General features: G+C 46.8%; 40 protein-coding genes and 1 tRNA gene. 8 read left to right on the top strand and 33 right to left on the bottom strand.

Annotated features, from left to right (window positions below; translation table 11 throughout):
• The first annotated feature begins 60 nt into the window (after positions 1–60).
• On the top strand, positions 61–372 hold the full coding sequence (locus ACQ4M5_RS17655; RefSeq protein WP_430676967.1) for a hypothetical protein: 312 nt from the start codon (positions 61–63) through the stop codon (positions 370–372).
• A 62-nt stretch (positions 373–434) separates the two neighbouring features.
• Here the strand turns inward: ACQ4M5_RS17655 and ACQ4M5_RS17650 are convergent, their stop codons facing one another.
• From ACQ4M5_RS17650 to ACQ4M5_RS17525, 26 genes are all read right to left on the bottom strand, one after another.
• Positions 435–923 (bottom strand): DUF2887 domain-containing protein, encoded by a 489-nt coding sequence (locus tag ACQ4M5_RS17650; protein WP_430676966.1) that lies wholly within the window; start codon positions 921–923, stop codon positions 435–437.
• Positions 924–1232: 309 nt separating this feature from the next.
• Positions 1233–3293, bottom strand: coding sequence for an NACHT domain-containing protein (locus tag ACQ4M5_RS17645; protein WP_430676965.1), 2061 nt, complete (start codon positions 3291–3293; stop codon positions 1233–1235).
• Positions 3294–3295: 2 nt separating this feature from the next.
• A complete protein-coding gene (locus tag ACQ4M5_RS17640; RefSeq protein WP_430676964.1) occupies positions 3296–3682 on the bottom strand; it encodes a hypothetical protein in 387 nt (128 codons plus the stop codon).
• 346 nt (positions 3683–4028) lie between these two features.
• On the bottom strand, positions 4029–4271 hold the full coding sequence (locus ACQ4M5_RS17635) for a hypothetical protein (RefSeq protein WP_430676963.1): 243 nt from the start codon (positions 4269–4271) through the stop codon (positions 4029–4031).
• A 389-nt stretch (positions 4272–4660) separates the two neighbouring features.
• On the bottom strand, positions 4661–5770 hold the full coding sequence (locus ACQ4M5_RS17630) for a hypothetical protein (RefSeq protein ID WP_430676962.1): 1110 nt from the start codon (positions 5768–5770) through the stop codon (positions 4661–4663).
• Positions 5771–5777: 7 nt separating this feature from the next.
• On the bottom strand, positions 5778–5996 hold the full coding sequence (locus ACQ4M5_RS17625) for a hypothetical protein (protein WP_430676961.1): 219 nt from the start codon (positions 5994–5996) through the stop codon (positions 5778–5780).
• Entirely contained in the window at positions 5986–6168 is a 183-nt protein-coding gene (locus ACQ4M5_RS17620; protein ID WP_430676960.1) for a hypothetical protein, read from the bottom strand. The genes ACQ4M5_RS17625 and ACQ4M5_RS17620 overlap by 11 nt, the downstream gene beginning before the upstream one ends.
• Positions 6165–9419, bottom strand: coding sequence for a DEAD/DEAH box helicase family protein (locus ACQ4M5_RS17615; protein ID WP_430676959.1), 3255 nt, complete (start codon positions 9417–9419; stop codon positions 6165–6167). Before ACQ4M5_RS17615 ends, ACQ4M5_RS17620 begins: the two co-directional genes overlap by 4 nt.
• The gene (locus ACQ4M5_RS17610; protein ID WP_430676958.1) at positions 9347–9742 is read right to left on the bottom strand and encodes a hypothetical protein; all 396 of its coding nucleotides are present in this window, start codon (positions 9740–9742) and stop codon (positions 9347–9349) included. The genes ACQ4M5_RS17615 and ACQ4M5_RS17610 overlap by 73 nt, the downstream gene beginning before the upstream one ends.
• A gap of 96 nt (positions 9743–9838) precedes the next feature.
• Positions 9839–10021, bottom strand: a complete 183-nt coding sequence (locus tag ACQ4M5_RS17605; protein WP_430676957.1) for a hypothetical protein — start codon at positions 10019–10021, stop codon at positions 9839–9841.
• Positions 10022–10438: 417 nt separating this feature from the next.
• Positions 10439–10741, bottom strand: coding sequence for a hypothetical protein (locus ACQ4M5_RS17600; protein WP_430676956.1), 303 nt, complete (start codon positions 10739–10741; stop codon positions 10439–10441).
• Positions 10742–10744: 3 nt separating this feature from the next.
• On the bottom strand, positions 10745–10876 hold the full coding sequence (locus ACQ4M5_RS17595) for an IS1/IS1595 family N-terminal zinc-binding domain-containing protein (RefSeq protein WP_430676955.1): 132 nt from the start codon (positions 10874–10876) through the stop codon (positions 10745–10747).
• Positions 10873–11139 carry a hypothetical protein gene (locus ACQ4M5_RS17590; protein ID WP_430676954.1) on the bottom strand — a complete coding sequence of 89 codons (267 nt, stop codon included), beginning with the start codon at positions 11137–11139 and terminating at the stop codon, positions 10873–10875. Before ACQ4M5_RS17590 ends, ACQ4M5_RS17595 begins: the two co-directional genes overlap by 4 nt.
• Positions 11140–11240: 101 nt before the next feature.
• Complete coding sequence (locus ACQ4M5_RS17585) at positions 11241–11606, bottom strand: hypothetical protein (protein ID WP_430676953.1); 366 nt, start codon at positions 11604–11606, stop codon at positions 11241–11243.
• 8 nt (positions 11607–11614) lie between these two features.
• Complete coding sequence (locus tag ACQ4M5_RS17580) at positions 11615–13300, bottom strand: hypothetical protein (protein ID WP_430676952.1); 1686 nt, start codon at positions 13298–13300, stop codon at positions 11615–11617.
• Positions 13301–13370: 70 nt separating this feature from the next.
• Entirely contained in the window at positions 13371–14162 is a 792-nt protein-coding gene (locus tag ACQ4M5_RS17575; protein WP_430676951.1) for a hypothetical protein, read from the bottom strand.
• On the bottom strand, positions 14162–14572 hold the full coding sequence (locus ACQ4M5_RS17570; RefSeq protein WP_430676950.1) for a hypothetical protein: 411 nt from the start codon (positions 14570–14572) through the stop codon (positions 14162–14164). The genes ACQ4M5_RS17575 and ACQ4M5_RS17570 overlap by 1 nt, the downstream gene beginning before the upstream one ends.
• On the bottom strand, positions 14569–14718 hold the full coding sequence (locus ACQ4M5_RS17565) for a hypothetical protein (RefSeq protein WP_430676949.1): 150 nt from the start codon (positions 14716–14718) through the stop codon (positions 14569–14571). The genes ACQ4M5_RS17570 and ACQ4M5_RS17565 overlap by 4 nt, the downstream gene beginning before the upstream one ends.
• The gene (locus ACQ4M5_RS17560) at positions 14715–14858 is read right to left on the bottom strand and encodes a hypothetical protein (protein ID WP_430676948.1); all 144 of its coding nucleotides are present in this window, start codon (positions 14856–14858) and stop codon (positions 14715–14717) included. Before ACQ4M5_RS17560 ends, ACQ4M5_RS17565 begins: the two co-directional genes overlap by 4 nt.
• Positions 14855–15307, bottom strand: a complete 453-nt coding sequence (locus ACQ4M5_RS17555) for a hypothetical protein (protein WP_430676947.1) — start codon at positions 15305–15307, stop codon at positions 14855–14857. Before ACQ4M5_RS17555 ends, ACQ4M5_RS17560 begins: the two co-directional genes overlap by 4 nt.
• On the bottom strand, positions 15288–15524 hold the full coding sequence (locus tag ACQ4M5_RS17550; RefSeq protein WP_430676946.1) for a hypothetical protein: 237 nt from the start codon (positions 15522–15524) through the stop codon (positions 15288–15290). The genes ACQ4M5_RS17555 and ACQ4M5_RS17550 overlap by 20 nt, the downstream gene beginning before the upstream one ends.
• The gene (locus tag ACQ4M5_RS17545) at positions 15521–15859 is read right to left on the bottom strand and encodes a hypothetical protein (protein ID WP_430676945.1); all 339 of its coding nucleotides are present in this window, start codon (positions 15857–15859) and stop codon (positions 15521–15523) included. The genes ACQ4M5_RS17550 and ACQ4M5_RS17545 overlap by 4 nt, the downstream gene beginning before the upstream one ends.
• Before the next feature lie 12 nt (positions 15860–15871).
• A complete protein-coding gene (locus ACQ4M5_RS17540; RefSeq protein WP_430676944.1) occupies positions 15872–16129 on the bottom strand; it encodes a hypothetical protein in 258 nt (85 codons plus the stop codon).
• Between the two features lie 88 nt (positions 16130–16217).
• Positions 16218–16403, bottom strand: coding sequence for a hypothetical protein (locus tag ACQ4M5_RS17535; RefSeq protein ID WP_430676943.1), 186 nt, complete (start codon positions 16401–16403; stop codon positions 16218–16220).
• Complete coding sequence (locus ACQ4M5_RS17530) at positions 16403–16657, bottom strand: hypothetical protein (protein ID WP_430676942.1); 255 nt, start codon at positions 16655–16657, stop codon at positions 16403–16405. The genes ACQ4M5_RS17535 and ACQ4M5_RS17530 overlap by 1 nt, the downstream gene beginning before the upstream one ends.
• Entirely contained in the window at positions 16650–17720 is a 1071-nt protein-coding gene (locus ACQ4M5_RS17525) for a ParM/StbA family protein (RefSeq protein WP_430676941.1), read from the bottom strand. Before ACQ4M5_RS17525 ends, ACQ4M5_RS17530 begins: the two co-directional genes overlap by 8 nt.
• Before the next feature lie 261 nt (positions 17721–17981).
• Between ACQ4M5_RS17525 and ACQ4M5_RS17520 the strand changes: the two genes are divergently transcribed.
• Positions 17982–18194, top strand: a complete 213-nt coding sequence (locus ACQ4M5_RS17520) for a hypothetical protein (protein ID WP_430676940.1) — start codon at positions 17982–17984, stop codon at positions 18192–18194.
• Positions 18195–18203: 9 nt separating this feature from the next.
• Here ACQ4M5_RS17520 and ACQ4M5_RS17515 read toward each other — a convergent pair whose 3' ends face one another.
• The 3 genes from ACQ4M5_RS17515 to ACQ4M5_RS17505 all read right to left on the bottom strand — a co-directional run bounded on the left by ACQ4M5_RS17515 (position 18204) and on the right by ACQ4M5_RS17505 (position 19020).
• Complete coding sequence (locus ACQ4M5_RS17515) at positions 18204–18383, bottom strand: hypothetical protein (RefSeq protein WP_430676939.1); 180 nt, start codon at positions 18381–18383, stop codon at positions 18204–18206.
• Positions 18384–18475: 92 nt separating this feature from the next.
• Complete coding sequence (locus ACQ4M5_RS17510; RefSeq protein ID WP_430676938.1) at positions 18476–18781, bottom strand: hypothetical protein; 306 nt, start codon at positions 18779–18781, stop codon at positions 18476–18478.
• Between the two features lie 14 nt (positions 18782–18795).
• Positions 18796–19020 (bottom strand): hypothetical protein, encoded by a 225-nt coding sequence (locus ACQ4M5_RS17505; RefSeq protein WP_430676937.1) that lies wholly within the window; start codon positions 19018–19020, stop codon positions 18796–18798.
• A 579-nt stretch (positions 19021–19599) separates the two neighbouring features.
• Between ACQ4M5_RS17505 and ACQ4M5_RS17500 the strand changes: the two genes are divergently transcribed.
• The 3 genes from ACQ4M5_RS17500 (at position 19600) to ACQ4M5_RS17490 (ending at position 20751) form a co-directional block, all read left to right on the top strand.
• Entirely contained in the window at positions 19600–19872 is a 273-nt protein-coding gene (locus tag ACQ4M5_RS17500; RefSeq protein WP_430676936.1) for a hypothetical protein, read from the top strand.
• 48 nt (positions 19873–19920) lie between these two features.
• On the top strand, positions 19921–20184 hold the full coding sequence (locus tag ACQ4M5_RS17495; RefSeq protein ID WP_430676935.1) for a hypothetical protein: 264 nt from the start codon (positions 19921–19923) through the stop codon (positions 20182–20184).
• Positions 20185–20247: 63 nt separating this feature from the next.
• A complete protein-coding gene (locus ACQ4M5_RS17490) occupies positions 20248–20751 on the top strand; it encodes a hypothetical protein (protein WP_430676934.1) in 504 nt (167 codons plus the stop codon).
• Positions 20752–20896: 145 nt separating this feature from the next.
• On the opposite strand, the gene ACQ4M5_RS17485 is transcribed toward ACQ4M5_RS17490, so the two are convergent.
• Entirely contained in the window at positions 20897–21166 is a 270-nt protein-coding gene (locus tag ACQ4M5_RS17485; protein WP_430676933.1) for a hypothetical protein, read from the bottom strand.
• Positions 21167–21203: 37 nt separating this feature from the next.
• Positions 21204–21884, bottom strand: a complete 681-nt coding sequence (locus tag ACQ4M5_RS17480; RefSeq protein WP_430676932.1) for a tyrosine-type recombinase/integrase — start codon at positions 21882–21884, stop codon at positions 21204–21206.
• Positions 21885–22028: 144 nt separating this feature from the next.
• Here ACQ4M5_RS17480 and ACQ4M5_RS17475 point away from each other — a divergent pair, with 144 nt between their 5' ends.
• Both ACQ4M5_RS17475 and ACQ4M5_RS17470 read left to right on the top strand, forming a co-directional pair.
• Entirely contained in the window at positions 22029–22352 is a 324-nt protein-coding gene (locus ACQ4M5_RS17475) for a GIY-YIG nuclease family protein (RefSeq protein ID WP_430676931.1), read from the top strand.
• A gap of 73 nt (positions 22353–22425) precedes the next feature.
• Positions 22426–22731 carry a hypothetical protein gene (locus ACQ4M5_RS17470; protein ID WP_430676929.1) on the top strand — a complete coding sequence of 102 codons (306 nt, stop codon included), beginning with the start codon at positions 22426–22428 and terminating at the stop codon, positions 22729–22731.
• Here the strand turns inward: ACQ4M5_RS17470 and ACQ4M5_RS17465 are convergent.
• Together ACQ4M5_RS17465 and ACQ4M5_RS17460 are read right to left on the bottom strand one after the other, a co-directional pair.
• The gene (locus ACQ4M5_RS17465) at positions 22707–23237 is read right to left on the bottom strand and encodes a hypothetical protein (protein WP_430676928.1); all 531 of its coding nucleotides are present in this window, start codon (positions 23235–23237) and stop codon (positions 22707–22709) included. The two genes, ACQ4M5_RS17470 and ACQ4M5_RS17465, sit on opposite strands and share 25 nt — an antisense overlap.
• A gap of 364 nt (positions 23238–23601) precedes the next feature.
• Positions 23602–23674, bottom strand: a tRNA-Phe gene (locus ACQ4M5_RS17460).
• A 208-nt stretch (positions 23675–23882) separates the two neighbouring features.
• Between ACQ4M5_RS17460 and ACQ4M5_RS17455 the strand changes: the two genes are divergently transcribed.
• Positions 23883–24878 carry a vitamin K epoxide reductase family protein gene (locus ACQ4M5_RS17455; protein WP_430676927.1) on the top strand — a complete coding sequence of 332 codons (996 nt, stop codon included), beginning with the start codon at positions 23883–23885 and terminating at the stop codon, positions 24876–24878.
• The last annotated feature ends 7 nt before the right edge of the window (positions 24879–24885 follow it).

The following is a 24885-nucleotide window of genomic DNA, read 5'->3' as shown; positions in this document are numbered from 1 at the left end:
ATCGCAAATTTCGTAAGATTGCCACGAACGCAAATTCATTATTATGTCGGAGGACTTTATATGAAACGCCTAGTTGCACTATTGGCAGTGGTATTTGTGAGTTTGACTGCTTGGACAGGCTTCGTTGCACCTGCCTTCGCTGAAGTGTCACTGCAACCGCCCGGAAGTGAAGAAGTAATCAGTCCCGATGGACAGCAATACAGCAGTCGCCAAGAAGCTTACGAAAAAGCAGTACAAGCTGCAAAAGATCCAAATGGGTTGGAAAAAGAATACGAAAAGGATATCAAAATCTTTAAGAAAGAGAATCCGGATCAAGCAAACTTGATCGAAAAAGCAGAAGCAGCAGTCGAAAAGATTGTTGGCGATAAATAGTTCAATATTGCAAGACGGACACAGCAAAGATTCGTCTTGCAATTTCAATTCACAGTATCAATCTAAGAGTCTTGCTCTAACTGGGATTGTAGGGTTTGAAGTTCAGCGATCGAGAGTTCTGTAAACTCAGCAATGGCTTCCAAAGGAACGTTCTTCCGGAGCATTCTGAGGGCGATTTCTTGTGCTTTCTCTTCTTGCGCCTCTCGATAAACTCTTGTGTCTTCCAGTCTGTAGCCCATCATAGAATCAATCTCCTGCCATGAAAGATTAGTGAATTTGTAAACCAGGATGCGACCGATAATATCTATTATGCCTTGTCGAACTCGCGGCGCTGCAATCTCTTGATTTGCTCGCCCAATCAACATTCTCGCTTTTTCTGGTGTTTCAGATTCTGCCGTAATCGTGAGTACCATTGCAGCAATTCCTAACGGCAATTCTTCCATTGCACCGAGTTCATTTAAGAACACTCGATGTACTTGATCACTGTTAAGCAATGCTCGATAGGGATGAAAATTAGTTTGTTCTGTTGAACGAGATGGATAGATAATCACCCACTCTCAGACGATATTCTGGTGTGAAGTTTGTGAGCCGTTTAATATCGCCTTGTAGATCATCCTGCATCAATTCTATTTTCTCAAGAATTCGAGCCTGTATGTCGGGTGACAGTTGCTCTAAATCTTTGAGCACTCTCGGTTTCAGGGTCGCTTCGTATCTCAAAGGAGGGAATCTATTTTTTTAGAAAAGGAATGAGTGTTTTCAGTTTACTTTGTTCTGATTGAACCGCGCTTTGAGGTTCACGATCGCGCTTATTTCCGTAGCCATGCGATGAGGAGAGCGATCGCGTTAGAGTCGATCTCTCCTCACTCTCCCATCTGAGCGAAGTGGTCTTGTAAGAGCTTATGAATGAAGCGGTAGCGACCGCCGATGCGTTGGAGAAACATTCGATCGGTGGCGTAGTTTAGAAAGCGGGCGTAGTTCCAGGGGATAGAACGGTTAAAGAAAAGGACGAGGCAGAGAGAGAAGTGTTTAATACAAGCAGTTCCGCCACTCAACACAAAACTTAAGGAAAACACGAATGGCGATAAAAGCAACGCTTGTGCAATGACCTCAATATATACTTCAGCACTACCAGTAGATGCTTCAATTCCTGCGAAAACAACCGGAGCTATGAAACAAGACAGAAGAGAAAGTGAAGTTGCTATGAATACAGAACTTTTCAACGCTAACCACACGCCTTGATTAGGAGCCGTTAATATCTTGGTATTAGTTGTTAATCCATAAACAACTCCTCCAGTTAAACCCAGTACAGATGATAGAAATACCGCGTTCCGACTACTTGTGAGTATATCTGAAAAACCTATAAATGCTGTCGTTCTAAGAGCAAGACAAACTAACGCGACCAAACCAAGGCATACACCGATTATTGCTCCACAGAGAAGTCCTATGAATACTCCCGTAAATAATCCTGTTATTACAGATCTAGCAAAATGTACCGTCTCTTGCTGTGAGGATGGCAATTTAACGATGTTAGTAGAAGATATTTTAATTAATACCTTGTCTGGCTCTGTAATATTGTAAAACTCTGTATTGAATTGTTGACTGTTATTACCTCTTTGTAAACTAACAAATCTACAAATCAATATATTAAGTCCCATTCCTATGATTGTTAACAAGCCAACTGTAAATCCTAAAACAGGACCGAATAATAAAGCGTGATTAACACCGATTCCAACTCCAGGAATCACACCAAACAAGAGCCAGTTTATCGATAGCGTTACAATACGCATCTGTCTGGCAGATCTTTCAGTACCTAGCCATGATGCCTGCATTTCTTCGAGCAAGAATTCAGTTTTTGCCTCTTGCTGTAATTGCTTTGCTAATATTATCAACCAGTGCCGAGTTTGCTTTGGTGTTGGTGTTTTCTTCCCTACATAATGTGCTTTATCTTTAGTTGTGCGGTGTAACATTCTCTCGATATAAGCATCGAGCAGATGTGGTAGCCATTTGCTAGTAGATTTGGGAATATGCCATTGTTGAATGGTTTCATCTTGATAAGCCATCAAGGTAATGCTTAAAAACAAAGGTTGCCGTACCAGATCCAGTAAATCTAGATTCATCGCCAAAACTTGCCATAGCAAAGCTCTATCGACTTGAATTAAGTAGCTTTCAATTTGCCGATCGCTCAATTCTTGTAAATAAATCGCTCCATTCAGATTGAGCCTTTCGGGATACAGTTCATACTCCTCGCGCCGACTGCACACGACGATCGCGCTCGGTTGCCCCTCATCACTCATCCACTGATTAATCGCCTTCACACAAGCAGACTGAAGATCCGATCGCACTTCATCTAAGCCATCCAGCAAGGGCAGCATCTTTTGGTCTTCAAACCACTTTGCCCCAATCTTCGAGCCAATTCCTTTGGTCGTCAGTTCCGCTATCGCCCAATCTTTGATGCTTTGCTTTGGATCTTTCCAAGACGACAAGTTCAGCAAAAAGGGCATCGGTTCGTTTGGGTCGTCGATCGCGCTTCTGACCAATGCTCTCGCAAGCTCTAGTAACGTTGTGGTTTTTCCCGCTCCCGGTTTTCCCAAGATCAACAACTTACCTGCAATTTCAGGACGATCGAAGACTTCTGAAATCTCCGTCTTTGGCGAAATCGTTCCGGTAATCTGTCCGCTTTTGACCTCCATATCCCAGAGGCGATGCACCTGTTCTGGCTGCGTCTCCTTGCCTAGATTAATCAGGATTCGATTGTGCAATGAACTCGCTAACCGACCCTCGATTTCTTTTTCAAAGGCTTTGAGCCATGTCATTTCTCGATCAGGACGTTTTCTCGATCGAACTTCCCCGACATACACATCGCCGTGAACATTCTCGATTGGGATTTGATCGCGCCCTCGATTGTCATACCGTCGTGACACTACTAAGATCCACCGATTCTAGGATTACCTGTGATGTTCTCGATCGTAATCTGATCGCGTCCGTAGTTATTGTATTGACGATCGACATTATTTTGCACATTCGTAATCTGATTCGCAAGCTGTTGTAACGACTGAGCGAACGTTACATCCTTCATCTCATCATCGAGATATACAGACAACTTATTCAACGCTTCCGGTGATCCGTCTTGCTCGATTTTCTCGATCGCGGCTTCTGCTTTCTTTTGTCCAGCAAATCGCTGTTTAGTCATCGATCGTAATGGTTCAATTCCTGCGATCGCTTTTTTCGCCATCTCTCCCGCTCCCGCTTTGACAAACTCACCAAAGGCAAGCGTCGCAATTCCAGCCGCAGTCAACGTGAATGGTTCCATAGGCTTTCATGACGTAATTACATTCCTTGTAACTTATTCTTCCGTTTTTGTGTGGCAGTTTCCGAATAACTACAGGAACAGTTATAAGTAGCAGTAACAAAAAGCGCTATCGTCGTTTCTCTTCGTCCTGTAACCGTATCCGCTCACTCTGTCGCCGTATCTGCGCTGCTTGTCACCGTGAACAGTCTCGCGTTATGCGTGAAAACCGCAACCGATACCGTGAACGCTCAAACATTCACGACAAACGTTGCCTCATTCCTAAGGATCGTGAATTAAATAAGTCCGGCGAATAGAATTTGCGACTATACAAACAAAGTCCGCCCCACGCGGACTAACAGCCAGTTTCTCAACCCGCCGTTGCGGGTTTTGTCTGTGTAACTGCGAATTCTATTCGCCAAGCAAACGGAGTTATTAAATTCACACTCCTAAGGAACGACGCAATGTAACCCGTCGAAATGTAGGATCGCTCGCGCTTAATCTCGCCATTTTCTTCGACCGGATAGGAAAAGACGATTTGCAGGCGACCCTTCGTATTGTTGAATTGAACAGAACCCTCACCAGCCTTACCCTGCAACTGTGACGAATACATAAGGAACTCCTTGGGGGAAGATGTCCTCTAGTCTACGTCGCCCTTATTTTTCTTCTTCTAGAATTTCCTCCAATCTTCCCCCAATTCTGACCTAAACTCGTCTAAAAGGACCCAACAGAAAAGTCATGCTTTGAGATGAAATTGCTAAAAGCAAAGCCTAGGAGGGTCTTCTTCTGGGCTTTTGACTTAATGTGACTAGAATGCCAGGAACGAGACTTGAACTCGTGACACGAGGATTTTCAGACCACACAATAAAAACGCCTGTACCACAGCGATACAGGCGAAAACCCTTATAAAATCGGGCTTTTTCAGTTGAGCGAATGTACTAAATTACCCTGGATTGTTCTGAAATATCAGCCAAATCTAGGGGGAATTTAGGGGGATTTTTTTCACGGTGGCAACGGTCGATCGCTGCGCTGCATTGCGCGATCGAATGCCCTCTGATGCACGTCATCAGAAATCCAATGGTGATAAATCTCGTGATGCACCTTCAAACTATGTCCCATCTGTTGCGCTGCCAGTTCGACGGGAATATCAAACTCGATCGTGCGAACTGCCCATCGATGCCGCAAATTGTAAGGTTTCGAGATTCCGTAACGCTTGAAAGCATGAGTCACCCGATTTCCCAAATCAGAATTTGATTTGCCCGTGACTTTCGGAAGCATCTTGACATCCCACAATCGCCACATATCCCACCATTCCGGGTAACACGCCCAAACTCTTCTCGCGCCTGTCTTGCCACCTCCGTTTAGGTCTTCCGTCAAACTCAGCACTGGAGACTCTTTAAGCCGTTCTAAGTCGATATGCCATAGCTCATGATTCCGCAGTCCATAGCAAGCCATCAAGCCGAATGCGTACTGCCACTGCTCGTTAGGAATGCGATCGCGCCATGCGCTGATCTCTTTATCAGATGGCAGGTCACGCGGATTCAATCGTTTCGGTGAATAGTCCCCTCTTAATGCAGTGGCATCGAATTCAAATCCTGCAAACTTCGCTAATTGCCCCAGAGCCATACAACGCCGCTGGCGATTTCGGGTGTCTGGTTCAGTCTCAAAAATTGACTGACGCAGAATCTCAGGTGTTAGCGTTGCATCTGGTGGAAGTTGTCCGAATGGCTGTTTATAGTCGGTTCGCCATGTGGTTTCTGATTTTGGAGTTCGCGATCGACGGTTGAAATAATCCTCTTCAAATAGCTCGACCCATTGCCCTATGGTGCGTGTTGTCTTGATTTCGGCTGCAATTCTGAGCTTTTCATCCCAATCGAGCCAGTTAAATTCGTTCAAATCAATCTGTGATCGAATTTTCTGCGCCTGCGCCTCTGCTCGTTTGAATCCTGAAGGGTTCGCATAGACACCGAGCGCGATTTCCCGTTGTTTGCGCTTGGTTTCGCCTGGTTTCGGTGGAAACATTCCGCGCAGATGCAGACGATCGCCATTCTGTTCGACGGATATGCCGATTTTTGCCGCCTTGAGACGTGCATTTACTTCTTTTAGGTTCATTGCTCAATTAGTAAGTTTTGCGCTTTTCAGGAGGCGTACAAAGCTGCTCCTGGCATCGGACAACATGAAATTGCAGCGTCGGACGCTTCGAGCCGTTCGGGGATACATCTCTAACGTGGAATCCCATCTTGAACATTCCCGATCGATATAACTCTCTCAGTTTTTCGGCAGGCAAATCAAGCGCGATCGCTGCTTCGTTTGTAAAGTACCAAGTCTTACCGCTCATAGCTGCGATTCTTCTTGTAATTTGCAAAAAGGGTTAATGCTCGTTCTGCGGATTGCAGCAGTTTCGCTGATCCGGGTCGTTTGGCAATGCGATCGATCAATCGATGACATCGCAAGCGAACATCATTCGGATCTGATGATTGCTCGATATTCGATTCGGAATTTTCGATCATGCGGCGTATGCCTCCCATCCTGGGTGTGGCGACTCGTACCGCGCTTTCTCTTCCCTGCGTTTGGCTCGATCGTCACGTTCGGTAGATAAACGATCGCGAATTGCCTCAAGAATCAGTTGGAGATTTGCTCGGAAGTAGGCAGAGCCGCTACATTCCATCACAAGCCAAAACACAAAATGAAACGTTTTAGACTTGCTGAATCGCTGATTTTCTTTGCGGTCTTTGCCATTGGGGTTCAGTTCCTCAGTTTTAGCCCTCATTGACTTACTGCCCTTCTCGTAGCCCAGATAAGACATACAAGCTTTGAGATGATCGAAGAATGCTTTCTGCGAGTCGATCGTCGGAAACAGTTTCGCTAATTGGGGGTTCGCTTGAAACCGCCGATACAGTTCCGTGATCGCTGGACTTTCAGCACGATAAGCATTTACATCCACTTCGAGTTCCTTAGCATCGGTGACTGATGCCAATGCACCCAGATTGAGCGATCGGAAGAGTTGAAGATTTCGCATCGTCTTAAAGCTGCCAGCGTTGTAATGCGTTGGACGTTCCTGAAGATATTGAAACAGGTCGCGATCGTCCTGTTCGTTTGGTTCAGTTGCCCTCACGTAGTTCTTAAGCTTTTCTACCCGTCGCGATTGAAACAGCTTGGTCATCTCGATCGCGTCCGGTGCAAATTCTTCGACTCCAATATCAGCGATCGCTTTATTTGCAATCCTTGGATATTTCGTGTGGAATTGAGCCAATTTGATATCCCAAACTTCAGAATTCAGCGTCGGTTGCTTCTCTTCGTCAATTAGTCGATAGCCGTTCTCTAGATTGGCTTTCAGCGTCCTTTCAGCGTCTTCAGACTTAAGAATCTGAGCATCTTTTCGCCACCTGGAAACGCGATCGCTCTCGACTTCCAGAACTTCAACCGACTCGAAGAAATGATCGAGCAGATGTCGCACGTATTCCGACGTAAACGCCTTTTCGATATCGCAGATGCAATCTTCCCAAACTGCCCATCCTTGCGCTTCTATTGGCACATTGAAGCCCAAATCCGTGAATGTTTGCGCGATTTGTTGTGCCCAATGCTGAATCTTTTTGCCGTCAAGTGATGGGGTCACACATTCGGGATTGCCTGAGTGTCTCGGAGCGGAAACGTACCATTCTGGACACTGGCGACATCTACCAAGCATTTGCAGCATTTGAGTCGGTGCAAGCGTTCCCGTACAAATCAGCAATCCGCGATCGAATTTCGCCTGAATGTCTAATCCAGATTGAGCAGTAGGAGTATAAATCACAGCTTGAATTCTGCCGTGTTCAATCACGCTATCCGGATCAGGCATGAAGGTGTGATTTTCCTGCGGAGTCTCGGAACAAACGATCCAAGTCTTCACCCCTTTTGATTTGAGGTAGCGATCGAGCATTTTGGCGATGTGAATTGAATCGACTGCGATCGCAATTCGCTTCAATCCTTCCTCAATCCAACGATCGAGCAGTGAATAATAAATCCCTTCATGACTGAAAGAGATATCACCCGATTTATTGCGGCATTCCAGCCACTTGATCCGTACTGAGGACTTCTTGAATTCTTGCTTCAGAATTTGCATCGAACCCGATCGGTGTTTCTGGATGACACGGATATCGATTTGACTCAAGAAAGCGTCCGCCACAAGCAGCGATGCACATCGAGCGATCGCATCCGTAACCTGTGGCAGTTCGGTAGTTTTGCCAAGGATTTCTTTACGAATGCCGCTGAATTCATCGATCACGAGAATCGTGTTTTCCCATTCGACTTTGCTGACTGCATAAGGCTTGAAGCTATCAGGAGCCATAAAGTAGATTCCTGCTTCACCCGCTTCAAGTATCGATCGATGCGTACCTGGATCATCTTGATAGTGGTAGACGTTGAAGCCGAGACGTTTAGCCCGTTGCGCTGTCTGTCGCAATAGTCCATTTCTGGGTGCGACCCACACGATCGCTTTGTCTTTGAACGGAATCAGCGATCGCAACATTGCCTCAGTTTTTCCAGCACCTAGCCAACCTTGCAAACAGGTTGTATCCCAGAATAGATCGATGGTCGGTGCGAATCCTTGATAGGTTTGCCACCGGATTTCATTGCCATTGACGATCGACGGCAGTAAGAAATCGCGCTGCAAATTATTCCAGAAGTGACGGAAACGAAACACACGCTTATTGATTAAGCGGTCTCGCTGTGATTGTTCGGCTTGCTCTGCCTGATTCTGATTCGGCTTGAAATCGGTTAGAGTCTCGAATTCTTCCCACGTTAGCGACTGAGCCGATTCGATTTCGGCTTGTGTTGCCTCATCAATATCGTTTTGTTCTTTTGTGCGCTGTTCCCACCAAAGGAATTTAGGCTCAATCCCCCACTGGCGCAATTCTTGAATAGCGCGATCGTACCGCCCCATCACATGACGATTCAGAATATCGCCAGCATCAGGAACGATCACAACTGACAGATCCGGGAACGCCTCAAAGACTGCCTTTAGTTGGGTTGGAGAAGCGATATGATTTCCAGCCGCCGCGCCGATCGTAATCATTCCGAGTCGCTTGGATGCCAGCAACGGCTTAACGCCCGTCCCTTCGGCTAACGCAATCCCCTTCGGAGAATCGACGGGATAAACCGCGATCGGCAATTCGTTAGTGCCCGGAAAGTATTTTCCGCCCTCCAAGTTATGCCAGCGATACCGTCCGCCATCCTCGCATTCAGCAAGTCGCCACTGTGCCCCGACGTAGTGCCCGTCTAACCCTTTGAAGGGGAAAGCATAACCAATGGGGCTGGAAACTGCGATCGAGAAGTCGGTAATGCCTCTACGCTGCAAATCAGCACGATCGCGCTCATTCAGTGAACCTTTCGCCAACCAATCACGATAAAAGCGATCGCGTTCCTCTACGCTCATAGTTTGTGGTACTTCCACGGGTTGAGGCTCCCGTTTCCGTTGTTGCCATTCTGCGCGATCAAACTTTGTTTCTGCGTCTGGGATGAATTGCTGCCAGAGTCCAGATCGGTCAAACCCTAGATTCTTCCAGCCCGGAGCGGAATCCGCGCCCATACAAAGCACTAACGGCTTATCGTTGAACGTGCGACATTTGCCGCTAAAGTTGTCGCAAACTGGACACGGGTTAGATTTCTTCGTGGGAATTGGTTTCGAGGTGACGAATCCTTGAGAGGTGATCATTTCAGACCTCCATCGATCGCCCGCTCGATCGCCCACCAAATTCGATCCGGCTCTCGGTTTTTGCCGCAAAGCTCGATAGCTCGATAGGCTTGCTCTATTGTCAGTTGAACGCCTGCGAACCAATCACCGCATGAGACGTAGAAGCGATCGGCTTCAAGCGCGAGATTTCGGGGGACTGGCAACAGAATTAGATCGGGAGTTGTCGAAACTGCCCATGATTCAGCAAGTAATCCTAATTGTTTGGATCGAGACTGTTTCGATTCGCTCTTTAGCGATACAATAGGATCGCTAATAAGTTTGACGGATAAATCAGAGCGCGATTGATAATGAGAAGTATCGCGGGAGTGGTTTCGTAGAGCCTTGGGGAAGGCTATTATGACGGATAGTTTCATTGAATTGCCTATTCAAATTGAAAACAAATTCTGAAGCGGTCTTCCTGCAAGTTGATGCTTCAGAAATGAGAAATTGAGAAAACATCGGAGAAAGCACTATGCCGCCTCCGATGTTTCTTTTTGTGGCGGTTCACTCGGGATCAAACCAGCACTGACCATTGCTTCGCGAATCCGCTTCGATCGCGAATACGCTGGAATCGTTTCGCGGATGTGTGCGACTTGCCAATCCTGCAAAGAAAGCAGAATCACACTATCCCTCTTTGGCTCTCGGTTTTCCATGATTACCCTCTACAGTTGGTACAAATGAATTGAAAATCAAAGTAATCCAAGTGTATATAATTTTCCGAAATCAGCAACAGGTACATAAGTTTAAATAAAGCGAATACACGATCGCGATCGTCAGACAAACGGCAGACAATACACAAGATATAAAGGCTGACATCAAGTTTGATGTCAGCAAAAGGGACGGATTTAGAAACGAGAAAGTAAACGCTGAATTTGCGCTCTGTGTGCCAACTCTAGCGATTTGAGAAGCGCGATCGTAGCATTGTTGATCGCGCTAACTTACCCTCTTGGTTTGTGTCGATTTTTGATGCAACGAAAATACGAGAAAGCACGATCGAACTATGATTCGCCAAAAATGAAAAACTTATCGATCGCGTTCTCTCCACTATTCCGTTTTGTCGATAGCAGCATTCAACTCGTGTAGTACCCGATCGCTTCTTGCACCAAATCATCGAACGATGTGAACTGCTTTTCTGGTCGATCGATGCACCCAGAATATAAATCAGCGACTACGCAGGTGAGCGGCAATTTAGAGCGCGATCGCACGATGAAATAAATATCATCTGCATCAGAACCAACGCTTGAATCGAGGTAAATCAAAACTTGATATTCTCCCGTATCGAGCATTGAGAACCGCATTTTTCCGCAACGATTATCAGAGATCGCTTGCGCTGCAATCAGAATTAATTCATTTGGCAATTCAAAGTCATACATAGTTTATTTCCCCTTCTTTTGTTCTTGGAATGTTCTTCGACATTTCGGACAATAGCGCTTTGGCGCATTGCCTGATTTCAATCGGTTGTATCCGTTGCGAGAAACGCGATCGCTTCCACATCTAGGGCAATTCATTTTCTAACCTCAACTGCTGCAACTTCTTGAAGTGCATCAAGACAGTTTTGATAAGCTTCCTGCCTGCCTTGATAGTATTTGAACATCGCCAATTCTGACAGCGGGTTACAGCCTAGTTTTCTCACTCTAGCGGCGTTCATTTCCTTCTGAATCCATTGATAGATTTCTGTTGCGTTCATGGTTGGTAATGGGGTGATTTGTTGATAGTTTGATTGCGCGATCGTTCTTCGTTGTAATTCACGAGACAGACGAGACAGGATCACGAGACAAAACCCACGAGACAGGACGAGACAACCACGAGACAAGGTGTCTCGTCATTTTCTAGCACACCTCCGATTCGTGTCTCGTGTCTCGTCAGAGCGTCCTAACTGTTCATTGAAAGCTCTAACATTCTGCTAAACATTTCGGCTTCGTTCTCGTAGCTCGATTCAAATTTGGCGAGGATAAACGGTGAGTCTTTACGTCCAGTTGTTTTATACCGAGCGGGGAACTGTATCGGATTATTCGCCACTTGCCAGATGTGACTGCAATAAGGAAAGTATTCGCCTTTAACGGGTTTGAAGTTGAACCCCAAAAGATATTGCCCTCGCACTTTGGCAACGTCGATCGCGGGTAATTTCTCTGCGATTTCATCTGGCAAATAGAGCGCACATAACACCCAGAATCGAGGCTGTTTAATCTTGAACGATCGCCCAGTTTGAGTCGCTTGTACCACGTCCTGAAAGTCCATAATGCTCCTTAAAAATCGTAGTCGTCGGTATCGGGTGCGATCGTATATTTGCCGTCTGATTCAGTCAGAATTTGAGCCGAAACTAAAGCATCAAGAGCAAGCTTTAATCGTTCAGTGGTCAGGTTTGAATCGTCTTTGATGCGTCGAATTGACTTTCGGATTTCGTATGGTGCAAATGATTTATCCGATCGCGATTGAAGCCAATCAACCATGAGCGAGGCAACCTCGATCGATTTGGTTTTCCAGTTTGGAAATGCCGCTCTGATTGCGGAAAGCGACGAGGCGGATTCGGTGACATCCTCCTCTGTCTCGTGTTCGACTTCAACCGATGGCAGGTTATACATCCGCTCTAAATCTTGCGGCGTTGCCGTGGGCTTGAGTTCAACAACTTCATGCGGCGTTGCATCTGGAGCCATCGCAATCAGCTTCGAGATGTCCGCGACTTTGCCATCAATCAAACACGGGCGATCGTACTTCGAGATGTCCAGCTTCAAATCTTGAGCCTGTTTCTCTGCAAATCCCTTGAGGTAGATGTAGCTCAAATTGTCTCTTAGACTGCCTTCTCCCTCAATTCCAAGTGTTTTCACTTCTTGTCCTTGAGCTAGCAGAATCAATCGAACTTTGCTTGTCCTGCCTGCGCGAATAATGAATTTCAAATCCTTGACTACATCCAGCCCGATATCTTTGCACCCAGCAACAAAGGTAGGCACTTCGTCTAAAACCACGTTGATCGGCATGAATGATTCTTGTCCGGTCTGGTTCATTTCGGCTTCTCGATCGCGTACCAGGGTGGCTAATCCCGTGATGTTTGCTGCGATCGTCTTGAAGTCGTAAGGCACTCCGATCACCTGCATTCCGGTAAAGTCTTTCGGCTTTTTCTTGGGAGTAATCACGATCGTTGTTCCATCCAGAAATCGCCCCATCTTCTCAGCTAGAAATGATTTCCCCGCTCCGGTTTTTCCCAATAGAAGCAGATGAGGAAAATCATCATAGGCAGTGTTCAATTGATTCCAATCGAACAGCTTTGACTCTGGGGATGCGATTGGGATTGTGAAAGGTTGCGTGGATTGCGAGGCTTGAACCTCGATCGCGCCTAATTGAGTGTTTGCACTCGGTTGATATGCAGGTGCGACTTGTGGAGGTTCGGGAGGTATTGGAGCGCCTGTATGGTCGATCGTTACGCTCAAACTGTCCAGAATCCGCAAATACTCACGAGCCATCAAATTCCCGTCAGCATTGCCCGATTGAGCGTAGTTATCTAGAAAGATGTCCCACGCTGCAATCAGGTTTTTTGCTTCGATACCTTTGAGATGGCAACCGTACATTAGATCGAGCATCACAGGGCAATTCTTCAATGCTCGTAGTTCAATTTCACGTCTCGGAATGCAGCTTTGCGCGTCTCGGAATGCACAGAACGCAAGGAACGCCGCGCCGATCGGTAATGCTCCAATCAGTCCCACCGTCCCACCTCCGAGCAGCCCAACTACAGAACCTCCAACCGCCAACCACTTCGCCCAGCCTGCAACTGATACCGTTTGAGCATAAGTTTGCTTTGCGATCGGTGCAAGATTTTCCAAAGCTTCCTTGACCGTCCAGCCGCATTCTTCAACGTAGTGACCAAACAGTGATTCATCGTGAGAAGCTGTTGCACGATCGCCCTGAGTTTGGTTGTACCGGGTTAGATTAGATCCCATCGGTTGATTACTCCTAAAACTTGATCAACTGAAAATCGCCCTAGAGATGGCTGTCTCTAGGGCATTTTGACTATTTAGGCTGTTGCGGATTGAAGTCTTGTGCGGCTTCTGATCTCAATCTGCGCTGATGCTCCCGATAGTGGCGGGATTGACGCGCAGTAAGGCGAATTTGCTTCATCCAGCTAGAGAACTTCAGACAAATCTCGAATCCGACAACCGCGATGATTGCTCCGATGATTCCTGGTACGTTCAAGGTTCCTGCTGTAATCAGTTGGAATGCCCACAACGCGCCTAGAGTCTCGATACCATACGCGATCGCGCTTGCTCCCTGCATATCCTTAAACAACCGTTCAGAACTGGTTTTAGCCATGTCGGTTGCTTGTGGAAGCAATGAAGGCGAGTGACGATCTGCTTTCGGTTGCGCCACTGGGGACAGCTTCAACTTCACTGCTAATTGCTCGGCAGTACCGGGGAAGTAAGTATCCAATCGCGGGAAGATTTCGAGCAGTTGCAGTCCAGCCCCCAATACAACCGAGAGCGCGACTCCTGCTGCATAATCGAGCGGGATTGGTAAACTCCCTGCAAGTGCTGGAATCAGTAACCGACCGTAAGCATGAATCCCGATCGCGAGACAAACACCCGCGCCCACATAACCCGCGACCATCATCACCGATGGACTGAGCAGACGGGTCACGAGTCCTTCGATGAAATCTCCGAGTTGTGCCCCGGTATCGACACCGACTGACTTTTCAGCCTTGTCATTAACTGACTTAGGCTTGAATCGATTGCCATCAAAATCCCGGTTTCCAGTGCGGACGGGATCTGTTTTTCCTGTGCTTTTGTCTTGTGCGCGTAATGCCATTAGATGAGTCCTCGTTGTTTCAAAATTTGTCTGATTTGCTCGATCGGTGCTTGTCGAATGTCCTTGACAGTGCCGAATCGATCGACCTCTGCCGTGAATCCTGATGACGCGCTACAAAGTGGCGTTCCTGATGGGAGTAGCCGTTTATTAGTGCGGCTCGTTGGGTCGTAGTAAACGTTTCCGCCTTCGACTAGGGGAAATCGTTCGTCAATCAGAATGCAGCGTTTAGCTCGGTCTAGTGCGGTGCGAATAGCTTCCGATTGCTCGGATTGCTCTTGCTCGATTGCGTTCTTCTGTTGCATTTGTGCATCAGACTGTCGATAAAGTGTGATTGCAGTCGGTAGGCAAGTTGCAGCAAGAATCGCTCCTAATACTGGAACTTGCCATTTGAGAGGGAGATTTAAGCTCATTTTGCCCTCCGTTCGATCGCGGGGATGTTGACTTGCACTCGCACTCCTTGATCACGTACCCAGTAACCAAAACCGAAGGCAATCACAATGCAAATCACTGTGATAATTCCGCCCGTGGTAGATCCGTCATCGTTGTGATAGTTCATTTCAGATCCTCTCCAAAGTCTTGCTGAATGCGAGTCTTGAGAAAATCGAACGCGATCGGCAGTACCGGAATCAATTGCAGGATTGCAAGTCCGATCAGAACGCCTGCGATGATGTTTCTCGTGTGTCTTTCTGGGGTCATGCTGCGTCCTCCAACCAGATTCCATCGCTGATTTGATTTGCGATCGACTTGAGTAATCCCATCATTTCAATCGGGGAGGAATAAGCATCACTCAACTCGGTCAACATATCTTTGGCATCCGACTCTTGAAAATCTCGCAGGTGATACTCGATGTAACGCGCTAGGGGAATCGGATCATTTTCCGCACAGTAACCGCCCCAAAGCCCGATCGCAGCGATGATATCGAACTTTTCGATCAAGGTGAACTGCTCAAAGAGACTGCCGTACGTTAGGCAAGCATCATGCAATTTGCCATCGTAGTAAGTCGGAACAGATCCGGGTGTGTAGCTGATTCCGTCCATAATTAGAAAATCTCCTAAATGTGCAAATGTTGGGGGATAGAGCCGATCGCAGAACTTTCCTACGGCAATGCGATCGGCTTTTGAGTTGTTACCAGAAATCGGAATCATCCCAATCGTTTGAAACTGGCAGGTTATAAGCTCTGCAAAGTCGTTTCTCTGCCTCAGTTGGTTCGACTAATTCCAGTTCTGAAACCGGGATGAAATCCTTGAAATATCGCAACCGAGCGCGATCGCCGCTTTGATTCAGTTCAACAATTTGATTTCTGGCAAATGCTGATAGATGCCCCGGACAATTACGCCAAACGACGAAATTACCGATTTTCATAGATTTGGATCAGCAAGTCGTTTTGGCAATTCGGATGCACCATTGATGATCCGCTGCATACGATCGAACTCTTCCAATTCCGCCACAGACATCGTTTTTAGGCGATTGGCTAATGATTCAGAAACGAGTTTCAATGTTTCCGCCGCATCAGTGCGATCGACGGGTTGAATCTGCTTTTTTCGATTCATATATCCGTCGAAATGAGAAACTTCGATCGCGTTCCCGGTCGGAATGCTCATCGCACAGTGGGAAGCCAACATCGATAAATCGAAGATGCCGAGCGTATCCCAGTGCGACTTATAGAAGGCTTTGATTTGCTCGAAAGTTGTGGTCATGCTGCATTAAACCTAAACAGAAGGACAGAGAGCGGTGAACATTCTGAAAGCGCTATTGCCGATCGGGTACTCCACATCTCGATCGCCTTCCAGCTTCAAAACGAGATAGTTGGCGGATTCGCAGAATCGGCAGGTTAAATCAGCCCAACAGTTTTGAATGTTCAACTTTGTTCGAGCGGTTTCGCAGTCGATGACGATGCGATCGTTCTCGATCGAGATTTGCGATTCGGAAATAGCGAGATAATTTGCAACTTGAGTCGAAACGTTCATGTGATCCAAAAAGTCAGAATGTGTACAGTGTTTCTGACTCATCAAGCCGAGTATCGAGGGGACATCCGAGCGTCAATCTGAGAAAGCTTTATTTCGTGATAACCACGTATGCAGGTTGATCGGGTTTTGGTTTGAAGGTAGGGTCATTCTGCAACTGATGATCCGTGATGATTTTTGAAATAATCTCGGTTGGGTCATCAGTTCCGATCGTTTCGCCAACTTTTTGAACGTATGCGCGTTGGTAGTGTTTGATTGTGGCTCGAATTTGTTTCATTACATCGTCTCCAATTCAAAATCGATGTTGTTGAGCGATACACCCTGACTTGCTTGGACGGGTGCAACATCTGGCAGCTTAGAAACATTGATGCAAGCTTCACCCGATCGACACTTCAACCATTCACGGAGCGCATTGTTTACTACCGCCCCGATCGACGGGAACATCTCGGAATTTGCGATCGCTTTCAGTTCTTCGACATAAAGCGGATCAATCACAACCCGTTCCCCCTTTCCGGTACGTGGTCTAGCCATTGATTCCCCTCCGAGCGAGTAGCAACATTCCCTGAACGTGCGCGGTTTGTGCATCGTCACCCAAGCAAGTAATGTCTGGATTCTGCTCGAATGCACTCTTGATAATCTGACTGCCGCCGCCAATGATGAACACTTTTTCGAGTCTGTCCTGTACGGCTGATAACTGCTTGATCGCAGGCATCACAGTGCTTTGAATCCAAACTCTGCGGTGATCGGTGTAGATGTCTTCAAAAGCGATTTTCTGACCACCGTACAAGAATTTACCCGATCGGATTCCTTGCAGAATCAATGAAGCATCCGGTGTTCGACTCATCAAACTTGACCACCGTTTGTCCGCCACGATCGCCGCAATCAAATCATTCACACCGCGATCGAGAACTAACCGACCTGCGGGGATAGTCTTACCGTTCGATTGAAACGCCTGGGTGATCGTTGTGCCGCCGCCTAAATCGATCGTTCCAATTTCAGCACCAGATGAAAACAACTCTTTTGCACGTCCGTACACGAACATTCCTGAACCTTCTCGCATCACAGCCACTTGCTTAATGTTTGCGGTGAAATGCTTACCATTGCGGATGACTTTGTGAGTTCCGAGTAATTTCGGCTTCAGACTTTGCGCTAAATCGTTCAGTTCTGGCATTGATGCCACTAGAACGATGTCCATGTGTTCCCCGTCGATTCGTGGGGAAATTGCAGCAAGTAACATTTGTAAGCCTAAATCGACTTTGCCGCGATTTCCGCCGCGTGACACCAATCGTTCAGCACGATCGGGAAGCAAGGTTAAAGCACTTGATCCGGCGATCCACTTCTTGCCGATTAAATCAGTACGATCGCCTTCGATGTACTCGACATAAGCGGAATTAGCATCGATGAACTTCAAATCTTCAACTTCCTTCCATGAAAAAACGGGTGCATAAACCGCTTCGGATACCCAAATTACATTCGAGTAGGCGACCTTAATTTCGTGATTTCCGACATCGAAGGCGATCGGGACAGTCGTAGAAATCGACTCAGAATGTTTGATGACATTTAGTGGATTTAATGGCGTTTCGTAGGCATTCATGGCATTTATTACCCTGGATTGCAAGTAGTGAAAAACTTGAGAGAACCGTTACGCTGTCGCTATTTCAGCCACTTTTCGAGATAAAACAGTTTGGCGGAATGAATGGCGTTTCGTGGCGTTAAACGGATTGATTGGTATTTCGTGGCGTTTCTTTCCGATATGTTAGCACAATATCAGAAAAGATATATCTCATTTAATCTGTTTCAATCAGTTAGGATGAAAACCAGATGAAATAAGCGTTTCGAGGATTTCAGAACAGGTATGATTACTTCTGACAAGATTGCTCAAGATTCGATGGCACGTCGCAATACCGAAAAAGTCACTTTTACTTGTCCGCCTGAACTGAAACAGCAATTAGAGATTTTTGCTGAGGAAGAAAGGCGAACTCTTAGCAATCTCGTAGAAGGGATTGTTGCCGATTGGGTCGCAGCAAAAAAAGCGAAATCTGATCGGCAACAGAAAAAAGATGAGTAGCCAATCGGATCATCGAACTCTGGGGTTTAAGGTTGTCCAACCTTTGTGAGCAAGAATGATTTGTTTTGCTGCGTCAGTTGGATTCTTGAAGCCGTTTGTTTCTGCGATCGTTCGGCAGTACTCCCAAATCTCGATCGGCATCCGCATCTGTCCCGATTTAGGGATCTCGAATTCTTCGTTAGTTGACATTGTTCTTTTGTGTGATGGGTGAATATGCCTGATTGACATACCAGGCAGTGAACTTTAAGCAAACAGAAGCGCGTCCTTAAGCTGATTTCCGCTCAATTCCCGCGCTCGTTTCGTTGATTTGGGTTGATACAGTTCCCACGGTCGATCGCTGCAATGAGGGAAAATTTCGGTGCATTCTTGAGCGATTTCAAATGCCGTTCAAGCTTGCGATCGCCCTTCCAGCATCGAACTACAGTGAATGAAATCCCGCGATCGTGAGCCGCATTGATCAGCGAAACATTCGAGCGGTTTTCTAGGTGAGCCAGAATGCGATCGCTTAACTTTGCCGAATATCCTACGTAATGCTGTGTAGTCCGGTCTGGATGGATGCGATCGTGAAAATGCAGCAAGTAGATCATCGTTGCACCTCACCTTAAAACTCATGCAAATCCGCGAAGTGGCAAGGCTTCCGATCGGGTGCAACGTAGCAGTTTTCCCATTCGGCTCTCGCTCTCAGCTTGCACAGTCCGTTATCGAACTCTTTGCACCAAGAGCAGGTTTTTTGTACTGGATGAGGAACGACGAACGATCGCTTGATGGCTGCAATACGTCCAGATCCGCGCTCGTCTTCAGTCGAAACAGTTGGAAGTGATAACATTGATGAAACCTCGTAGTTGGGGTTAGAGCCGTCCCAAAGTTTGGTCGCTGGGGGACGGCTTTTTGATTAGCGTTTAGCGTCGAAATTTGTGATTATCGGTCGATCGTGCGGTGTTGAATTCATTGATCGCGCTGTTGAATTCATTGATCGCGCTGTTGCATTCCATCTGGAAAGAATGAGCAACCCGACTAATGCCACCGGGACGGCAAGGGATTTCAGCATGAGTCCTCAAATCGTTATGTGATGTCTGGAAGAATCCAGCAATCGATCGCGTTATCGACAAACTGAACGCGATCGGGTGTGGAATCTTTGCAGCACAAAATAAGCTGTATGCCTTGTGCCATGCCGCTACTCATTTCATCGACAGGTCTAGAGGCGATTCGGTTTTCTTGGTTCAGATGTCGAATTGCTTCGACACTTAGATAGTAACCCGTAATCTACATATCGTATACATGATATAGATACATAAAACACATGGTAGAAAGACTTTGCATAGAGCCTATCCTATACATATCGTGTACACGATATAAGCAAAATAACCTAGTATTGACTCATTAATGTTTAATAAAGGTGTCTGTAATGGTTGTGGTTGTGGGACGAAAAAAGAAGGATGCCGATCGAGTCAACTACAATATTTCTCGTTCTGTTCGTGCCGCCGTTCAAAGGGAAGCGGATCGGCTTGGATGGAACGAGATAGACGCGCTTGAAGATCTTCTAAAGCATGGGTTAGCAGCTAAAGCGATGCTAAAAAGTGGCGATATCGAATACGCCAAATTTGTTCAGAAAATGGACGCGATTCTAGAAAATGACGATCGCGCTGATTCTGTTTCGGCATCCAAAAATCACGATTAGTTTTAACGTCGATCGCGATAATCTTGAGAACACCAACGAGGAAACATCATGACGCAGGCTAATCCAGACAGAATCGATCGCATCGAAGCGCAACTCGAAACCGTTGTATTGGCAATCCGCGAACTCTCGAATCGACAGGAACGGACGCAGACACAGCTTGATCAATTGCAAGGGACGGTGAACGATATTGCACGACGGCAAGAGGCAACCGATCGCCAAATTGCCGCAAGCTCTGAACAAATCGCAAGTCAAGCCGCTGGATTGGTTCAATTGCAGAATATTCTTGCTGATTACATTCGGAGCCAAGGTTAGCCACTTACCCGCCCCCGGTGATCTGGCAACGGTAGAATTGAGCTAGTACAAAATTTCTAAATTATGAATAAGGCATCAGAGCAAGAATTACTCGATCGCGTTGCCCAACTCGAAAAACAAGTCGAATCGCTGCTACAGGTCGCAACCGATAGCGCGTCAGTTGTCGATCGCATCGCCAAACTGGAAGAACAAATCGCGCCACTATTACCGAAACAGCCGAAATTTGATGCAACGGCTGATCGCATCGCCAAACTGAACGCATCGATGAAAACGGCAGAAATCGACGCGATGGAAGCCTCGCTGCGAACAATCACAGAAAAGCCACCGAGCGCACCGTTACCCACGATTAACGGTCAAAGTTTCTACGGTTTGTTTCGGAGCGTTGAACCTTATCAACTGCTCTCGATCGAGGAACTAGCCGCGCTGATGGAAACAACGCCAGAACAAATTGAACTGGATGCACAACAGCAAAATATCGAGGTGCATCGCTTAATCAATCTGACAACAAGACTAGAGCCGCGCTTGCAGGTGGAAGGCGGATACAAATATATGCGATCGCTGGTCTAAAAATTCTTCTGAGCAATTGAGCGATCGTGTTCCTTCGAGAATGCGATCGCTCTTTTCTTTTGAGCATTTTTGCTTATCGACTCGTTTGATCGATAAGTTTGGGTGATTTCTTCAGTCGCTCAATTTCTGGACTAAAGACGATCGCTTATGCGACGTTCGACTTTCCCAAGCGTTTCTCCAGTTTTGTTAAGCGGTCGTTCACCAATTGATCAACAATGCCGCTGATTCGTTCATCCAGTGCGGCTGCCGTGTCGATCGATCCATCTGGCTTAATTTGGATGTCCCCTTGCAAGAATGCCTGAATAAATTCTTTCAACAGTGCGGAGGCGTTCGTATTATTCTCAGCCGCTTTCGACTTGAACGCCTCCCACAATTCAGCATCACATTTGAATGTCGCTAGTCTGGTATCTGCCATACAAGAGTATAGAACTCGTCTAGATGCCAGTGTAGCCCTAATCCCATAGCCCCCGAAACTTCGTTGCACTGAGAGCCGTATAACGTACCGTGTTTTGAATGTTCTTGTGTCCTAAATATTCCTGAATCCGACGAAGATCGATTCCTTTGTTTGCGAGGTAATATCCGCAGGCATGACGCAGCATATGAGCATGGATCGGAAACTCGAATAATCCTTCTCCGAGTCGCTTGATCATCGCAGCGATCGCCGTCTTCTTAATTGGTGTGCCCTTGCTGGTGACAAACACGAACGCGCTCTTAGCAGATTCGCGCTGTAATTTCCGTAGCGCTCTCAATTCGTCGCCTGATAACGGGTGAGTGCCAGATTCAGACCCCTTGCAGCGTCGAATATAAATTGTTCCATCCTCGAAACTGATATTGCACCATTGCAAATCCGAACATTCTTCGACTCGTAGCCCGTGACGGTAAATCAGCAAAATCATTGTGAAATTGCGATGCGAATTCCGCCCGGACTTTTTAGCAGCACTGAGTAGTACATCCATTTCTTGTGGGGTGAGATGTTCCCGCGATCGCCCTGTCGCTTCATGACCCTGATTCGGAGAAGTACCTTTTTTCTCTGGCACTGCTTTTTCATCCACATAAGGACGTGACGGGAACGTCAAAACTTCAGCTAAATTCGTCTGTTCAACTTTCAGTGTTTGGACAGTTTCTTTAGGCATCGCTCTAACTCCGATTGTTTCGTTTAGGTTTCTAGTGATTTGTTTAACTTGTGGTTGAAAGTTGAACAAACACATCTAGACATGAGTATAGACGCTAGTAAAGAAGAATGTCTAGACTGAATTAGAAGCTTTTGAATTTTGAATATGCAGCATTCACCCCGTCAATCCTATGACTACCGGGAATATGTTCGATCGATTCATGAACATTTTGGAGAGACAACCGACGATCGCGATCGAGGCTTCGTCTATATCGCAATATCGACGGATGAACAACGATGCAAGATCGGATGGAGCGCAAACCCTACCCAAAGGGTTAAGCGGTTCACAAATTTCCGACTGGTGCATTATTTCCCCGGCGATCGTTCAATGGAACGAGGATTGCATCGAAAATTCGCCGCGTATGCGCTTGGACATGAGCGATTTCGTTTAGAAGGGGATTTGCTCGAATTCGTTTCCAGACTTGAATAATTTTTCTCGCTGTGAGTCGCATACAAGATAATGAGATAGCTCGATATGTGTTCCCTATTTGAGACTTAGACAAATGGCAGAAACAAGCATTGTTTACGACTACGAACAGAATGAAGTTCGCATCTGGACGGATCGATCGGGAGTCGCACGTCAAATTCTCAAACGATCGCAGGGAAAAGCCAAAGTGACCGAATCGAAGCAAGTCGATCGCATCATCGCATGGAGCATCAGTTTGCCGCTGGAATGTTGCCGGGGTGCTTATGCGATCGCGAAAGTTCTTGCTTCAGAGTCAGAAATGCCCTTCGAGGATGCCCTAGAAAGTGCCTCAGAAGAATCTCCGGTACATTCGGACGTTCAGGAAGTGACCAACGCCGCTTGAACCTCGATCGCAGGCTTCGGATTCTCAACAACATAGCCTGCCTGAATGGTTTTACCGATCGCGATCGTTAAGTCCTGATATTTCAATTCGGCATCCAGTCCGAGCAATCGACATCTGCGATCGATGCACTTCATCACGCCTTCCAAATATCGCGGATCGCCTAACCCAGAGGATTCGATCGTGACCGTCTTTACTGAAGCGCCACGATCGCCCGTCCCTTCCTCGTCTCGTTTAGTGCGTCTCGGTTTCTTCGATCGCTCCCACTGTTGCCAGAGTTCGGATTCAACTAAATCGATTTTTGCGAGTTCCAACGCGATCGCTTCATCAAAGTCACGAATCGCGCTCTTTCTCCAGCGTTTACGAATGAGTTTCAGATCATCGCTGATCGTTTGTTGAGTCACGCCCAAATCAGCCGCGATCGCGGTTTGCGTCTCACCCATCAAATAACGTCTTGCAAGTTCGACTAAATCTTTTTCCCGCTGATCGGGGTGACGGTGGACTGACATAGGACGAATTTACTACCAAACGGTACAACTCCCATAGTACAGGCTCGGACGATCGCGCCTTCGTGATGCTCCGATTTCAAATCGGAACTGTTTCGCACTGGGCAGAGCGATCGACCTTGGGGGACGCGATGAGGTAGTACCTGTGTGTTAGAACCGCACTATAAGGCTTTCAGGTTATTAAATCAGCTTCTAACACACAGAAAGAATTGCGGTATCAGTCTCGGTATTCATAGCTTTGCATAGGTAAAAATCCCCGTTAAAAGCTATGAATACGGCATCTGATCCGCAGTCCTCTTTTATTCGGTTGTAAGCGGGTCCTAGGGGGAAATTGGGGGAATCGAATTCTGCCAATCTCTAGAACCGATGCCAGGAACGAGACTTGAACTCGTGACACGAGGATTTTCAGTCCTCTGCTCTACCAACTGAGCTATCCCGGCGAGTGCGTTTTTCAGCTCTTAATCAAAGTAACAAAAGATTCGTAACTTTGCAAGTTAATTTTCCAGGAAACTTGTTAAATCGATCGACGTTCATCAAAACAATCGACTCGATCGAGCCAAATTCAGCCAAAATAGACAACAGACCACAACTCACCCTTGCAGCCGTTACCCTGATAGAGTATAAAGCCAATCTCATTAAAATTCACTTATGACCCGCCGACGTTCTACACCCTGGATTTACCGCAATTCTCGCCTCTTGATTGCCGCGATCGCCATTCTTGGCATCCTCAATACGGGCTATATCACCTATGAAAAGCTGTTCAGTGGGGCTGTTGCCTGTCCAGCAGGTGGGTGCGTGAAAGTGCTGCAAAGCCCCTATGCCGTGCTATTTGGTTTGCCCTTATCGCTGTATGGATTGTTGGCGTACATCGCGATGGCGGTTTTTGCGCTGGCTCCGCTGGCAGTGAATCCAGAAGAGAAGAAATCACTCCGCACGAATTTAGAGAATAATACCTGGTTGCTACTGTTTGCAGGCTCGACCGCGATGCTGCTATTTAGCGGTTATCTGATGTACATCATGTTCTCGAAATTCGTGTCGCAGTTTGGGGTCAACGGACTTTGTTATTTCTGTCTTGCTTCTGCGACGTTTGCAACTTTGATGTTTATCTTGACGCTGATTGGGCGGGATTGGAACGATCGAGGACAGTTGGTTTTCTTAGGATCGATCGTTGGGATCGTAACGCTGATTGGGTCGCTGGCTTGGGGCGCATCGGTGGGACAGGCTCCCGTAAATGCAACAACGATTTCAGATGCTCAAGGGAATCCGTATTTCCTAATTGAGAACACATCGGGAGAGGCAGAAAAGCAACTAGCACAGCATCTGAAGCAGACTGGAGGCACGATGTACGGAGCCTACTGGTGTCCGCATTGCTGCGAACAGAAAGAACTGTTTGGGAAAGAAGCCGCCGCAGAATTTCCGTATGTGGAATGTGCAGACGGTGGAAAGGATGCCCAAATCGAGACTTGTCAGCGGGTTCTTGGAGAGGCGGAAAAGCAATTGGGTCAGAAAGCAGGCTTCCCGACTTGGCAGATTAATGGGCAATTCTTTAGCGGACGGCAGACCTTGGAGCAGTTAGCAAAAAGTTCGGGCTACACTGGACCGCAAAACTTTAAGAATCCGTTCAGGACTTGTAGACAGCCTTAATTTAGAG

It is taken from the genome of Leptolyngbya sp. AN10 (assembly GCF_050565645.1).
Taxonomy (GTDB): domain Bacteria; phylum Cyanobacteriota; class Cyanobacteriia; order Leptolyngbyales; family Leptolyngbyaceae; genus Leptolyngbya.
This window is presented reverse-complemented; position numbering and strand designations above follow the sequence as displayed.